Genomic DNA, 13,483 nt, shown 5'->3' with positions numbered 1-13,483 from the left:
CTGGCAAATTTTGCAAGTAACGGGCCTTTCATAGCAGCGCTCAGTCAGGCCAAACCGGGGATCGCTTCTCCAGGAAGGCCGCCATTCCCTCCCGCGCCCCGGGCAGCTGCGACGCCGAGGCCATGACCTCCAGCGCCAGCGCGTAGGCGTCGGCCTCGGGCCGGTCCAGCTGTGCGTAGAGGGTTTGCTTCCCCAGCGCCTTGCTCGCCCGGCTCCCCCGCGTCGCGCGCGCCAGGAGCGAGGCGACGGCTTCGTCCAGCGAGTCGTCCGGGACCACGCGGTTCACCAGGCCCCAGTCCAGCGCGGTCGCCGCGTCGACGACGTCGCCGGTGAGCGCCAGTTCCATCAGGCGTTTCCGCCCGATCGACCGGGCCACCGGCACCGCGGGGGTGTGACAGAACCATCCGCCCTTGCCGCCGGGCAGGGCGAACCCGGCGGATTCGGCGGCGACGGCGAGGTCGCAGGTGGCCACCAGCTGGCAGCCCGCCGCGGTCGCGAGCCCGTGCACCCGCGCGACGACGACCTGCGGCACCGACTGCATCGTGCCCATCAGGTCCGTGCACAGCCGCAGCAGCTCACGCACGCCCGTCAGGTCGCGTGCGGAGACGTCGCCGAAGTCGTGTCCCGCCGAGAACACCGGTCCGGCGCCGGCCAGGACGATCCCGGTGGCGTCGGTCTCCCCCGCCTCGCGGAACGCCGCAAGCAGTTCCGCGAGGTGGTCCGCCGACAGCGAGTTCCGCCGCGCGGCGCGGTTCATGGTGACGGTGACGGTGTCCCCGTCCCGTTTCACGAGGATGTGCTCGTACTCGGCCATGCTTCGACGGTAACCGACCGGAACGTCCGGCGATACGAATCGGGCCCGACGCCGACGTCGGCCCGCAGCCGTCGCCGCAGGTTGGCGGCGGTGCCGAGGCCGGAGCGCTGCGCGACGCGCTCGACGGGGAGTTCGGTCGTCTCCAGCAGGCGGCGCGCGAGCCGGACCCGCTGCGCGCGCAGCCAGCGTCCGGGCGTCACGCCGGTGGCCGCCGCGAACTCGCGGTGGAAGGTCCGCTCGCTCAGCCCGGCGTGGCCCACGAGGTCGTCGACGCCGATGTCCTCGGCGATCCGCGCCAACGCCCAGTCCATTGTGGACGAAACGCTCGGCCGCGACGGTTTCGGCGGCAGCGGGTTGTCGACATATTGCCGCTGGCCGCCTTCGCGCGCGGGCGGCATCACGAGCCGCCGGGCGAGGGCGGCCGCGACCTCGGCGCCGTGATCACGGCGCACCAGGTGCAGGCAAAGATCCAGCCCGCCGACCACCCCGGCGGACGTCAGCACGGCACCCTCGTCGGTGAACAGGACGTCTCGCTGGACGACGGCGTCGCGAGCGGCGTTTTCGAGGTCGTCCAGCAGCCGCCAGTGCGTGGTGACCGACCGGCCGTCCAGTAATCCGGCCGCGGCCAGGGTGAACGCCCCGGAACACAGCGACGCCACGGTGATCCCGGCCCGGTGCGCCTTGCGCAGCGCCGCGACGGCGGCCGCGGGCACCTCGGCGTGCGGATCGACCCTGCCGGGCACGAGGACGAGATCGCAGCCCGCCAGCCCGCTCAGCCCATGGGTCGCCTCGACCTGGCCGAACGGGTGGATGGCGACCCGGTCACGGCCCGGCGCGCAGATCCGGACCTCGAAGGGGCCGATGCCGCTGTCGGTCCGGTCCACGCCCCAGACCTCGCCGATCACGCCGAGATCGAAGGCCCGGCTGCCCGGCAGGAGGAGCACACCCACGGTTCGCATGGCAGAAAAGTACCGCATCGCGCCTCTTCTGCCACTCCCGTCCGGCCGAGGAACGCACGAAACTCGGAGCCATGACCACTGAGAACACCAAGGCCCTGCTCGTGATCGACGTCCAGCGCGGCTTCGACAAGCCCGTCTGGGGCCCGCGCAACAACCCCGGCGCGGAGGCCAACATCAAGGCGCTCGTCGACGCCTACCAGGAGCGCGGGCTGCCGATCGTGCTGGTGCACCACGACTCCGTGCGGCCCGGCTCGTCGCTCCAGCCCGGCCAGGAGGGCAACCACTTCAAGCCCGAACTCGACGGGGTGCGCGCGGACCTGGTGTTCGGCAAGAAGGTCAACTCGGCCTTCCACGGCGACATCGACCTCGACGGCTGGCTGAAGACGCGCGGCATCACGTCGTTCGTGCTCGCCGGTATCCAGACGAACTTCTGCTGCGAGACCACCGCTCGCGTCGGCGGCAACCTCGGCTACGACGTGACCTTCGCGCTCGACGCCACGTTCACCTTCGACCTCGCCGGGCCGGACGGGAGCGTCCTCACCGCCGACGAGCTCTACCGGGCGACCGCGACGAACCTGCACGGCGGCGGGTTCGCCACGGTCACCTCGACGAAGGAGATTCTCGGCAGCCTTTGAGAGTGGGGCCGCGGTGGTCGTGAGTGGCGATTCGTGTTCTAGCCGAGGGCGCCCTAGGTACCTACTGGATTCTGCGTGCGAGTGTTCGTGAGTTCGTGCTGCCCAGTGGCCGTGTCGCGAAAGCCAGGTTCGGGACATCAGACGTCGCGAAAGTGGCTTTCGCGACACCCGGACTGGCTGGCGCGTCCCTCACGACGACTCGACCCACTACGCCACCGCCGCCGTCACTGCGACTGCGGCAGGTCCGTGAAGGCCTCCTTCACTACCTTCAGAGTAGGCAAGGAGGCCTTCACGGACCTGCGACCAACTCCAGCCACAACAGCAGGTACCTAAGGCCCCTGGCCCGAACTCGAAACGCCACTCACGAGCACGTGGTGCCGACGCCTCACGCGCGGTCGATCACGGCCTTGAGGAACCGCCGCGTCCGGTCGTGCTCCGGCTCGCTGAACAGCTTGTCCGGCGCGGCGTCCTCCAGCACCTGCCCCTGGTCGAACATCATCACCCGATCCGAAACGTCCTGCGCGAACTGCATTTCGTGCGTGACACAAAGGATCGTGATGTCCGTGGACGCGGCGATCTCGCGCAGCACACGCAGGACGTCCGCGACCAGTTCCGGGTCGAGTGCCGAGGTGACCTCGTCCAGCAGCAGCACGTCCGGCCGCATCGCGAGCGCCCGTGCGATCGCGACGCGCTGCTGCTGGCCACCGGAGAGCCGCGTCGGATGCGCGTTCTGCTTGTCCGAAAGCCCGACCATGTCCAGCAGGTCGACGGCTCGCGCCTCGGCCTCCTCGCGGGGGACGCCGAGCGAGTGGATCGGCGCCTCGGTGATGTTGCGCAGCACGTTCATGTTCGGGAACAGGTTGAACTGCTGGAACACCATGCCGATCCGCTTGCGGACGGTCCGCAGGTACTTCTCGTCCGCGGGCACCAGTTTCCCGCCGCGCTCCATGTGACTCAAGTGGTCACCGCAGACCTCGATGGTGCCGCCGTCGACCCGCTCCAGGGTCATCAGCAGCCGCAGGATCGTCGTCTTCCCGGACCCGCTCGGCCCGATCAGCGAAACGAATTCCCCCGGCGCGACGGTGAAATCGAGGTCCCGCAGCACGACGTGGTCGCCATAGGACTTGACCACCTGCGAGAACCGGATCATCGGGGAATCAACTGTGGGCGGCACGGCGCTCCAACCTTCTCACCAGAATCGAAGCCGGCAGGCTCACCAGCAGGAACAGCACCCCGGCCAGGGTGTACGGCTCGATGACGCGGAACGTTTCGGCGCCGACCTCCTTCGCCCGGTTGAGCACGTCGAGGACACCGATTCCCAGGAGCAGCGGGGTTTCCTTGAACATCGAGATCGTGTAGTTGCCGAGCGCGGGCAGCACCCGGGGAACCGCTTGCGGCAGGACGACCGCCGTCCACACCCGCGACCTCGGCAGGTTCAACGCGGTCGCGGCCTCCCACTGTCCTTTCGGGACGGCTTCGATCCCGGCGCGGTACACCTCGGCGGCGTAGGTCGCGTAATGCACGCCGAGCGCCACCACCCCGGTGAGGAAGGCCGACATCGTGAACCCCGTCAGCGGCGGCACCAGGTAGTAGATCGCGAACACCTGGATCAGCAACGGGGTACTGCGGACGAACTCGATGAACAGCCGGACCGCCTGGGACAGCACGGGAATCCCCGTCCGGCGGATCAGCGCGAACACCAGGCCGAGCGCGTAGCCGACCACCGAGGCGAGCAGGGTGATCTCGACGGTGACGAGAAGTCCCTCCAGCAACAGGGGAATCGAATCGAACGCGGCTTCCCAGCTCCAGTCCATCACACACCCCCCGCCGTGGCCGCCATCTTGGCGGGCGCCCTGCCGAGCCGCCGCGCCGCGATCCGTTCCAGCGTCCGCATCCCGCTCGTGATCAGCAGCGCGAGCAGGAGATAGAGCACGAGTTCCGTACCGTAGATCCAGCCGATCTCGGCGCCGAACACCGGCCGGAGCAGTTCACCTTGCCGCGCCATCTCCGGAACGGCGATGAACGAGAGCAGGGCGGTGCTCTTCAGCAATTGGATGAACAGGTTGTTGAACGGCGGCAGCATTTCCGCGAACGCCTGCGGCAGGATCACCCGCCGCATCCGCTGGGCGGGTGTCAGGTTGAGCGCGAGGGCGCCTTCGAACTGCGCCCGCGGGACGGAATTCACCGCGCCGCGGACGATCTCGGCGCCGTACGCGCCGTGATTCAGCCCGAGCACCAGGATTCCGGCGAACATCGGGACCAGCTGGAAACCCACCAGCACCGGCAGCACGAAGTACAGCCAGAACAGCTGGACGACCTCCGAGGTGCCGCGGAAGATCTCCACGTAAACCCGGGAAATCCCCCGCACGACCCGGGACGGCGATCGCAGCGCGAGCCCGGCGATCAACGCGAGCACGATGGTGACCGCGATCCCGCCGAGCGCGGCGGTGACGGTCGCGGTCAGTCCACTGAGGACGGACGTGATGATGTGCGAAAACGACGACGACATGACGTCAGCCCCGTTACACCGCGCAGAGTTTCTCGGTGGTGACACCGGTCTTCGGCAGGTTGTCCGCCGAGAACCCGAACGGCGTCACGATCTTGGTCCACTCACCGCTGTCGTGCAGTTTCTTGAGTTCGGCGTTGAAAGCCTCGCGCAGCGGGTTGTCGTCCCTGCGGAAGACGAACGCGCCCGCGGAGACGACCGGCTGCCCGTTCTTGATCGGATCGAAGCCGGGCGTGACTTCGGCGGCCGCGCCCGCGTTCTTCGCCAGGACGTCCTTGAGGGAGATGTCGGTGAGCGCGGCACAGTAGACCCGGCCGTCGGTGACCGCGCGGAGCATGTTGTCCTGCGAATCCAGGGTGACGATCTGGTCTTCGGCCACTCCGGAATCCGTGGCGTAGCCCTTCTCGACGGCGGCCGAGAGCACGGCGACCTTGACCTTCTTCGCGGCGATGTCCTCGAACTTCAGGATCTGCTGCGGATTTCCCTTCGGTACCAGCAAAGCGGTCAGCGCCGAGTAGTCGGGGATCGAGAAGGCGGCGGCGTCGCACCGTTCCTTCTTGATGTTCATCCCGGCCGCGACGATGTCGTACTGCCTGGCGTTGAGCGCGGGAATCAGCTGGTCGAACGACACGGCGCTGGCCTCGACATTGTCGATGCCCATGGCCTTGAATACGGCGCGCGCGACTTCGGGCGCTTCTCCGGTGACCTTGCCAGTCTGATCCGTGAAACCGTAGGGTGCTTCGTTCGCGATACCGATCTTGATCTTCTTGGCGCTTTTCGCCGCCTCCAACGCGTCTCCGGACGAGGTCGACGTGCACGCGGACAACAGCACCGGACCGCCGATCGTCACCGCCCCCAGAACAGCCGACCGCCGGAAGAATTCTCGCCTCGACCACTCGCCGTGCGCCATAGCCGCACCCCTTTTCGATTAATCGGTTCAATCGAAACGTAGGTGGGCACCTTTGCCCGGGCAATGTGAGTGACTCCCTCGCCAGCTGCCGTTACGGTACCGAGATTTACGGTGACTTTACGTGCTCAGGCCGTGGCGCTCCCGCACCAATCCGACAATTCCGTCCATGATGTCGGTGAGTTCGTAGTCCTTCGGCGTGAACACCCTCGCGATCCCGCGTTCCAGCAGGAGTTTCTCGTCGTCGGGCGGGATGATGCCGCCGACGATGACCGGGATGTCGCCCGCGCCCGCGGCCTGCAATCCGTCCACGACCTGCGGCACGACCTCGAGATGCGAACCCGAGAGCACCGAAAGCCCGACCACGTGCACGCCCTCCTGGACCGCCGCCGCGACGATCTGTTCCGGGGTGAGCCGGATGCCCTGGTACACCACCTCGAAACCGACGTCGCGCGCCCGCACGGCCACCTGCTCGGCGCCGTTGGAATGCCCGTCGAGGCCGGGTTTACCGACCAGGATCCGCAGCCTCTCGCCGATCTCGGTGCTCGTCGTCTTGACCCGGTCACGCACGCGGCGGATCTCCGCGTTGCCCTCGCCCGCGGCCGCCGACGCGGAAACCCCGGTGGGAGCACGGTATTCGCCGAACACCTCGCGCAGCGCCCCCGACCATTCGCCGGTGGTGACGCCGGCGCGGGCGCAGTCGATCGTGGCCTCGAACAGGTTCTCCGAGGTCTTCGCGATGGCCTTCAGCTTCTCCAGCGAAGACTCGGCGGCCGCGTTGTCGCGGTGCGCCCGCCATTCCTCGATCGCGGAGACGGCCTGCTTCTCGACGGCCGGGTCGATCGTCTCGATCGCCTTGGCACCTTCGGCTTGCAGCGGTGAGGGCTCGGTGGTCTCGAACTTGTTGACACCGACCAGGATCCGCTCGCCGTCTTCCATGCCACGCCGCAACTCGGCGAGCGAAGCGACGAGCTGGGACTTCATGTATCCGCTTTCGACGGCCGCGACAGCGCCGCCGACATCCTGCACCCGCGCGATCTCCTCGCGTGCGCCGGCCATGATCTCGTCGACCTTGGCCTGGATGACGTGCGAGCCATCGAAGATGTCCTCGTACTCCAGCAGGTCGGTCTCGAACGCGAGCACCTGCTGCATCCGCAGCGCCCACTGCTGATCCCACGGCCGGGGCAGGCCGAGCGCCTCGTTCCACGCGGGCAACTGGATCGCGCGGGCCCTGGCGCCGCGGGAAAGCGAGACCGCGAGCATCTCCAGCACGATGCGCTGGACGTTGTTCTCCGGCTGCGCCTCGGTGAGGCCCAGCGAGTTGACCTGCACGCCGTAGCGCAGCCGCCGCGCCTTGGGATCCGTTACGCCGTAACGATCCCGGGTGATCTCGTCCCAGAGCGCGGTGAACGCGCGCATCTTCGACATCTCTTCGACGAACCGCACCCCGGCGTTGACGAAGAACGAGATCCGCGCGACCACCTTGGCCATGTCGGCCTGCTCGACCTGCCCGGAATCCCGGACGGCGTCGAGGACGGCGATGGCGGTGCACAACGCGTACGCGACCTCTTGCGTCGGCGTCGCGCCCGCTTCCTGCAGGTGGTAACTGCAGATGTTGATCGGGTTCCACTTCGGCACGTGGTGCACGGTCCACGCGATCATGTCGGTGATCAGGCGGAGGCTCGGGCCCGGCGGGAAGATGTAGGTGCCGCGGGAGAGGTATTCCTTGATGATGTCGTTCTGCGTGGTGCCGGTGAGCTTGGCGAGCACCTCGTCGACGTCGCGCCCCTCGGCTTCGGCCTGCTCGCGCGCCACGGAGACGTAGAGCGCCAGCAGCCACATGGCGGGCGCGTTGATCGTCATCGACGTGTTGGCCTCGGCGAGCGGGATGCCGTCGAAGAGGCGCCGCATGTCACCGAGGTGCGAAACCGGGACGCCGACCTTGCCGACCTCGCCCTTGGACAGCTGGTGATCCGGGTCGTAGCCGGTCTGCGTCGGCAGATCGAACGCGACGGAGAGACCGGTCTGACCCTTGGCGAGGTTGCGGCGGTACAGCTCGTTGGACGCGGCCGCGGACGAGTGGCCCGCGTAGGTCCGCATCACCCAGGGGCGGTCCCGCTCACGATCCGTGGGATAGGGCACGGTGCACCTCCGGCACTGGACGACCGCTTGAGCATACCGGCCGGTAACATCCGCCGCGCAGTTGAATCGGACACAGTCGGGTCATTCTCCGACGGCCGACTGCTGGCGCTGTCGTGCCTCGTCAACGGCTTTCGCGAGCTTTTCCCGCACTTTCGCCACCTCGCTGACACCCACAAGGATGACCGGCGGCTTGCGGTCCTTCCCGGAACCCGCGCCGAAGTTCGCCGACGCCCACGCCAGCACACCGAGCCTGCCGAAGGTGATCGTCCCGGTCTTGCCGGGGCCCGGGGTGACGACGGGATCCGCCAGTCCGGCCAGCTCCGCGGACTCCTCCTTGCGGCGGAACAGGGAACTGGTCGCGATGACCCGGCCGTCCGTCACCGCGTAGGTGGTCGAGGCGAGCCTGAGATAGCGGATCAACGGCCTGCCGACGAGATGGAACACGCCCGCGACGGTGAGCACGATCCACGCGACCGTGTGAAAGGCCGTTTCGTGGTTGTAGAAGAAGAACAAGGTGACGGCGCCCAGCCAGAGCAGACCGAAGGGGACGTTGAAGTAGTCGCCGGGATTGAAGAGGGGCCTGCGCACCGGAGTCCCGGCCCAGATGACCCGTTCGCCCGGAAGGAGGTCGATCTGCCCCTCATGCATGGCACCGCACACTACCCGTCCGCGAGGCGGGCGGCAGTGTCCGTTCGTCGGTTGCCTTCGGGCCGAACGGACCTAGCGGGCTTCCCGCTGGACGGAGTCGATCAGGTCGCGGACCACCGCCGGATGCTCGATGTTCAGCAGTTCCGGGTACTTCGGATCCAGGCCCACGTCGGACCAGGACTGGTCCATCCATCCCCTTCCGGTCGTCTGGACGAAGTCCGCGGGGGCGAGGTTGAAGCAAACCGTCCCGGAGCCGTCCTGGTTCTCGCGGACGTACGGCGGGCCGAGGTCCGTCAGGTAGTGGGCCACCGCTTGTTTCCCCTTCGTCCAGACCATGACGCGCCGATCGGTGATCCCGTACGAAGCCGTCCGCAACGCGGTGTACCGGAGGACCGGCCTGCCGAGCCAGAGACCGGCGATCAGCAGGAGCAAGCCCCAGAGGAAGGGTGGGAACCCGTCGCGCAAACCACCGAAAACTACGCAACTGATGACCACGACAGCGGGAAGCAAGATCAAGTCGTTCTTGGCCAGCAACGGGATCCGCTGCGGCTTGCCGGACCACAGCAGGCGCTCACCCGGTAGCAGATCGGCGTCGATGCGTTCCATCGCGCTACCTCGCCTGATGCTGGGCCGTGGCGATCAGGTCGCGGACGCGGCGCGCGTCGTCGATCCCGACCAGCTCCGGAAGCGACGACTCGGCTTCCTGGGATTTCTTGCCTCCCAGGAAGCCGGCCAGCAGACCACCGCCGCCGCCGAAGGTGATGGTGCCGGTTCCGTTCGCGTGCTCCGCCAGCTGCGGCGGCCCCAGGTCGCTCAGGTAGCACGACGTGACATCGGCTCCCTTTCGCCGGACCACGACACGCCGGTCGGTCACCACGAACGAACTCGATCGCGTCTTGAAGTACCGGGTGATCATCTGGCCGATCCAGAGCAGCACGATCACCGTCGGCGCCACGTAGACGAACAGCGGCGAAGAATTGGTCTGTGACGTCATGTAGACCCAGAAGCCGACGAACAGCAGCCCAGGCACGATGAACAGGTCACTCTTCTCGACGGCCGGAACGCTCTTCGGCACGCCTTCCCAAAGCAGGCTTTCACCGGGCAACAGCCCCGTATCCCCCAGATACATGAGCGGACGATAAGCCCACTTCATCCCGCTGAACAGGGCTTTGCCGGAATTGTGACTGTGACCGAAATCCGCGAGACGCGCCCGTGCCCGGCGTCTAGCGTGGGCAAGCGTGACCTGGAGTTCTTACAGCAGCTATCTGCTCATCGTCGTCTTGATCGTCCTCGCACCGGGGCCGGACACGATGGTGATGCTCAAGAACTCGCTGTCCGGCGGCAACCGTGGCGGATTACTGGCGACGGCCGGGATCTTCGTGGCCAACTCCGTCCAGGGCACCGCCGCCGCGCTCGGCCTCGGCGTCGTCATCGCGCAGTCACAGCCGGTGTTCATAACGCTCAAGTGGGTCGGCGCCGCCTACCTGGTCTTCCTCGGTTTCCAGGCGCTGCGCGGCGCGTGGCGGGGTGACTACTCCGGCCTCGCGTCGGTGAAGCAGCAACGGTCGAGCGGGTTCCGCCGCTTCCGTGAAGGCTTCCTCTCCAACATCACCAACCCGAAGGTCCTCGTGCTGTACCTGTCGGTGCTCCCGCAGTTCCTCGACCCGGTGAAGACCTCCGCGTGGGACGCGCTGTTGCTCGCCTACACCGTGGCCGTCCTGGGCGCGATCTGGCTGTTGATGCTGCTGTTCTTCGTGCACCGCGTGCGGACCTGGCTGGAGCGGCGCAAGGTCCGCCGCGCGCTCGACGGCGTCACCGGCACCGCGCTGGTCGGTTTCGGCGCGGCTTTGGCGTTCGAGTCATGACCTGGGGCGTCTACGGCGGTTTCGCGCTGATGATGCTGGCGCTGGCCCTCGTCCCCGGCCCGGACAACATGGTGGTGCTGAAGAACGCGCTCTCCGGCGGGATCCGCGGTGGCGGCTGGGCCTGCTTCGGCATCGGCGTCGCGAACCTCGCGCAGGCGACGGCGGCCGCGCTCGGGCTCGGCGCCGTCATCATGAACTCGCGTCCGGTGTTCGAGGCCGTGAAGTGGGCCGGTGCGGCTTACCTCTGCTACCTCGGGATCCGGGCGCTGATCGGCGCCTTCCGCGGCGACTACGGGCGGCTCGCCGAAACCGCGGCCGCCCGGCGAGGCGGATTCCGGCGCTGGCGCGAAGGCTTCCTCTCCAACGTCACCAATCCGAAGGTCCTCGTGCTGTACCTGTCGGTGCTGCCGCAATTCCTGACCCCGGGCGTCACCGGCACCGGTGACGCCCTGCTGCTGGCCTACACGATTGCGGCGGCCGGGACCTTCGCCCAGCTTCTGCTGCTGTTCTTCGTACACCGCGTGCGGGCCTGGATGGAACGACGCAAGGTCCGCCGCGTGCTCGACGGCGTCACCGGAACCGCTCTGGTCGGTTTCGGCGCCGCGCTCGTGTTGGAAGGCTAGGCCCGCTCGGGTGGTCGTCACAGCCCACCCTTACTTGAAGTACATGAAGGCCCCCTTCCTTGCGTCTAGCGCAAGGAAGGGGGCCTTCATGTACTTCGGCACGGGATGACGGCGGTCGCAGAGTCCGTGAAGGCCTCCTCCGCTACCTTCAGCGTAGGCAAGGAGGCCTTCACGGACCGGATTGCTGCTAGGCCCGCTCGGGTTCGCCCGAGACCCGCTCGATGCGGGCACCGAGCCGGTTCAGGTTCTCCACGAAATGCGGGTAGCCGCGGTCGATGTGGAAGACGTCCCAGACCTCGGTGACGCCGTCCGCGCACAGCCCTGCCAGCACCAGCCCGGCCCCGGCGCGGATGTCCGCCGCCCATACCGGCGCGCTGGAGAGCCTCTCCACGCCGCGGACGACGGCGTGGTGCCCGTCGGTGCGCGCGTCGCCGGAGAGCCGCATCATCTCTTCGATGAACCGGAAGCGGGCCTCGTAGATGTTCTCCGTGATCATCGAGGTGCCTTCGGACACCGCCGACAGCGCCACCGCGAACGGCTGCAGGTCGGTCGCGAAGCCGGGGTACGGCAGCGTCACCCAGTCGACCGCCTTCGGGCGCTCGTTCTGGACGATGCGGAAACCTTCGCCGTCGAACGTCTCGACCTCGGCGCCCGCCAGGCGGAGCTTGTCGAGGACCAGGTCGAGGTAGTGCGGGTTGACGCCGCGGACGGTCAGGTCGCCCCGGGTCATCGCGGCGGCGAACGCCCAGGTCGCGCCGACGATCCGGTCGCCGATCACGCGGTGCTCGGTGGGGTTGAGCTTCTCGACGCCCTCGACGGTGAGGGTCGAGGTGCCCGCGCCTTCGACCTTCGCGCCCATCTCGATGAGCATCGTGCAGATGTCGACGATCTCGGGCTCGCGCGCGGCGTTGTCGATGACCGTGGTGCCCTCGGCGAGCACGGCGGCCATCAGGATGTTCTCGGTGGCGCCGACGCTCGGGAAGTCCAGCCAGATCTGCGCGCCGCGCAGGCCGTCGGCCTTCGCCACGACGCAGCCGTGCTCGATGGTGCTGGTGGCGCCCAGCTTGCGCAGGCCGTTCTGGTGCATGTCCAGCGGCCGGGAGCCGATGGCGTCACCGCCCGGCAGCGCCACGACGGCCTGCTTGAGCCGTCCGACCAGCGGGCCCAGCACACAGACCGACGCGCGCAGCTTGCCCATCGCGGCCGAATCGGCCCGGTGGGACAGTTCGGCGGGAGTGGTGATCTTGGCGGTGTCGCCGTCGATGACGACGTCGCAGCCGACACTGCGCAGGACGTCGCCCATCAGCGGGACGTCCAGGATCTGGGGGCAGTTCGTGATGGTCGTCGTGCCCTCGGCCAACAGGGCCGCGGCCATCAGTTTCAGGACGCTGTTCTTCGCTCCGACCACGTCGACCTCGCCGACCAGCCGTGCTCCGCCGTGCACGTCGAAGTGCTCGCTCATGGGCGCCAATCATGCCCTCTCGCCCGGATTTGCCTTACGCCGGGCCGGTAGAGTCGGCTTCATGGTCGTTCGCATCAACCGCGTTTACACGAAGGTCGGCGACAACGGCACCACGGCACTCGGCGACGGCTCCCGCGTGCCGAAGACGTCGCCGCGGCTGGCCGCGTACGCCGACGTCGACGAAGCCAACTCCGTCATCGGGCTCGCGCTCGCGATGGGCGGTCTCTCCGGGGAAATCGCCGATGTCCTGCGTGGGATCCAGAACGATCTCTTCGACGTCGGCGCGGATCTGTGCGCGCCGATCGTGGAGAACCCGCCGTACGAGCCGCTGCGCATCACCGAGCGGTACATCGAACGGCTGGAAGGCTGGTGCGACGAGTTCAACGAGCGCGTGCCGAAGCTGACGTCGTTCATCCTGCCGGGTGGTACCCCGGGGGCTGCGTTCCTGCACCAGGCGCGCACCGTCGCGCGGCGGGCCGAGCGCTCGGGCTGGGCGCTGTTCGAGGCCGAACAGGACACCACCAATCAGCTGGCGATCAAGTACCTGAACCGGCTTTCGGATCTGCTGTTCATCCTGTCGCGACTGGCCAATCCGGACGGCGACATCCTCTGGCAGCCCGGCGGCGCGAGCTGAAGGACGCTTTCCCCACGTCAGACACTGTGAAGGACGCTTTCCCCACGTCTGACGCGGGGAAAGCGTCCTTCAGCTTCGGTCAGCCCTGTTCCCGTGTCGCCCAATAGCGCTCGAGGTCGACGTCGGGCGTGCCGTCCTTGCCCGGGTCGATCGCCTTCATCGTGATCGTGTCCTCCAGGGACACGGACTCGGGAAGGTGGCTCCAGCGGTTCGTGTCCTCGCTCTGAGTCATACGCCGAGAATAGACGGGGATCACGTTCGCAGCCCGGTAGAAATGCCGGTCGGTGA

16 protein-coding genes are annotated in these 13,483 nt (G+C 67.8%); 4 read left to right on the top strand and 12 right to left on the bottom strand.

The features are described 5' to 3' along the window. Positions 1 to 40: 40 nt before the first annotated feature. Positions 41 to 814, bottom strand: a complete 774-nt coding sequence (locus ACLJRM_RS42305; protein ID WP_410603442.1) for an enoyl-CoA hydratase-related protein — start codon at positions 812 to 814, stop codon at positions 41 to 43. Continuing rightward, positions 787 to 1,773, bottom strand: a complete 987-nt coding sequence (locus ACLJRM_RS42300; RefSeq protein WP_410666255.1) for a GlxA family transcriptional regulator — start codon at positions 1,771 to 1,773, stop codon at positions 787 to 789. Before ACLJRM_RS42300 ends, ACLJRM_RS42305 begins: the two co-directional genes overlap by 28 nt. 71 nt (positions 1,774 to 1,844) lie before the next feature. On the opposite strand from ACLJRM_RS42300, the gene ACLJRM_RS42295 reads away from it, so the two are divergent. Further along, entirely contained in the window at positions 1,845 to 2,408 is a 564-nt protein-coding gene (locus tag ACLJRM_RS42295) for a cysteine hydrolase family protein (protein WP_101610228.1), read from the top strand. A 385-nt stretch (positions 2,409 to 2,793) separates the two neighbouring features. Here the strand turns inward: ACLJRM_RS42295 and ehuA are convergent, their stop codons facing one another. The 8 genes from ehuA to ACLJRM_RS42255 all read right to left on the bottom strand — a co-directional run bounded on the left by ehuA (position 2,794) and on the right by ACLJRM_RS42255 (position 9,740). Beyond that, positions 2,794 to 3,558: an ectoine/hydroxyectoine ABC transporter ATP-binding protein EhuA gene (ehuA, locus tag ACLJRM_RS42290; RefSeq protein ID WP_101610229.1), complete on the bottom strand. Its 765-nt coding sequence runs from the start codon at positions 3,556 to 3,558 to the stop codon at positions 2,794 to 2,796. A gap of 7 nt (positions 3,559 to 3,565) precedes the next feature. Next, positions 3,566 to 4,222 (bottom strand): ectoine/hydroxyectoine ABC transporter permease subunit EhuD, encoded by a 657-nt coding sequence (gene ehuD, locus ACLJRM_RS42285; protein ID WP_101610230.1) that lies wholly within the window; start codon positions 4,220 to 4,222, stop codon positions 3,566 to 3,568. Further along, complete coding sequence (ehuC, locus tag ACLJRM_RS42280; protein ID WP_410666254.1) at positions 4,222 to 4,917, bottom strand: ectoine/hydroxyectoine ABC transporter permease subunit EhuC; 696 nt, start codon at positions 4,915 to 4,917, stop codon at positions 4,222 to 4,224. The genes ehuD and ehuC overlap by 1 nt, the downstream gene beginning before the upstream one ends. Positions 4,918 to 4,930: 13 nt before the next feature. Beyond that, entirely contained in the window at positions 4,931 to 5,824 is an 894-nt protein-coding gene (ehuB, locus tag ACLJRM_RS42275) for an ectoine/hydroxyectoine ABC transporter substrate-binding protein EhuB (protein WP_410666253.1), read from the bottom strand. A 117-nt stretch (positions 5,825 to 5,941) separates the two neighbouring features. Continuing rightward, positions 5,942 to 7,963, bottom strand: coding sequence for a protein meaA (locus ACLJRM_RS42270; RefSeq protein WP_101610233.1), 2,022 nt, complete (start codon positions 7,961 to 7,963; stop codon positions 5,942 to 5,944). A gap of 81 nt (positions 7,964 to 8,044) precedes the next feature. Beyond that, positions 8,045 to 8,611: a hypothetical protein gene (locus tag ACLJRM_RS42265; RefSeq protein ID WP_410666252.1), complete on the bottom strand. Its 567-nt coding sequence runs from the start codon at positions 8,609 to 8,611 to the stop codon at positions 8,045 to 8,047. A 72-nt stretch (positions 8,612 to 8,683) separates the two neighbouring features. Continuing rightward, positions 8,684 to 9,217: a hypothetical protein gene (locus ACLJRM_RS42260; protein WP_410666251.1), complete on the bottom strand. Its 534-nt coding sequence runs from the start codon at positions 9,215 to 9,217 to the stop codon at positions 8,684 to 8,686. A 4-nt stretch (positions 9,218 to 9,221) separates the two neighbouring features. Then, entirely contained in the window at positions 9,222 to 9,740 is a 519-nt protein-coding gene (locus ACLJRM_RS42255) for a hypothetical protein (RefSeq protein ID WP_410666250.1), read from the bottom strand. Positions 9,741 to 9,849: 109 nt separating this feature from the next. Between ACLJRM_RS42255 and ACLJRM_RS42250 the strand changes: the two genes are divergently transcribed. Continuing rightward, entirely contained in the window at positions 9,850 to 10,476 is a 627-nt protein-coding gene (locus ACLJRM_RS42250; RefSeq protein WP_410666249.1) for a LysE family translocator, read from the top strand. Beyond that, positions 10,473 to 11,099, top strand: coding sequence for a LysE family translocator (locus ACLJRM_RS42245; RefSeq protein ID WP_101610238.1), 627 nt, complete (start codon positions 10,473 to 10,475; stop codon positions 11,097 to 11,099). The genes ACLJRM_RS42250 and ACLJRM_RS42245 overlap by 4 nt, the downstream gene beginning before the upstream one ends. Before the next feature lie 187 nt (positions 11,100 to 11,286). Here ACLJRM_RS42245 and murA read toward each other — a convergent pair whose 3' ends face one another. Beyond that, complete coding sequence (murA, locus tag ACLJRM_RS42240; protein WP_410666248.1) at positions 11,287 to 12,561, bottom strand: UDP-N-acetylglucosamine 1-carboxyvinyltransferase; 1,275 nt, start codon at positions 12,559 to 12,561, stop codon at positions 11,287 to 11,289. A gap of 61 nt (positions 12,562 to 12,622) precedes the next feature. On the opposite strand from murA, the gene ACLJRM_RS42235 reads away from it, so the two are divergent. Beyond that, positions 12,623 to 13,195: a cob(I)yrinic acid a,c-diamide adenosyltransferase gene (locus ACLJRM_RS42235; protein ID WP_101610240.1), complete on the top strand. Its 573-nt coding sequence runs from the start codon at positions 12,623 to 12,625 to the stop codon at positions 13,193 to 13,195. A 79-nt stretch (positions 13,196 to 13,274) separates the two neighbouring features. On the opposite strand, the gene ACLJRM_RS42230 is transcribed toward ACLJRM_RS42235, so the two are convergent. Further along, a complete protein-coding gene (locus ACLJRM_RS42230; protein WP_233222982.1) occupies positions 13,275 to 13,427 on the bottom strand; it encodes a hypothetical protein in 153 nt (50 codons plus the stop codon). Positions 13,428 to 13,483 lie beyond the last annotated feature (56 nt).

The organism is Amycolatopsis sp. lyj-84 (genome assembly GCF_046549075.1).
Classification (GTDB): Bacteria; Actinomycetota; Actinomycetes; order Mycobacteriales; family Pseudonocardiaceae; genus Amycolatopsis.
The sequence above is the reverse complement of the archived record's forward strand: the minus strand, read 5'-3'. Positions and strand labels throughout refer to the sequence as shown.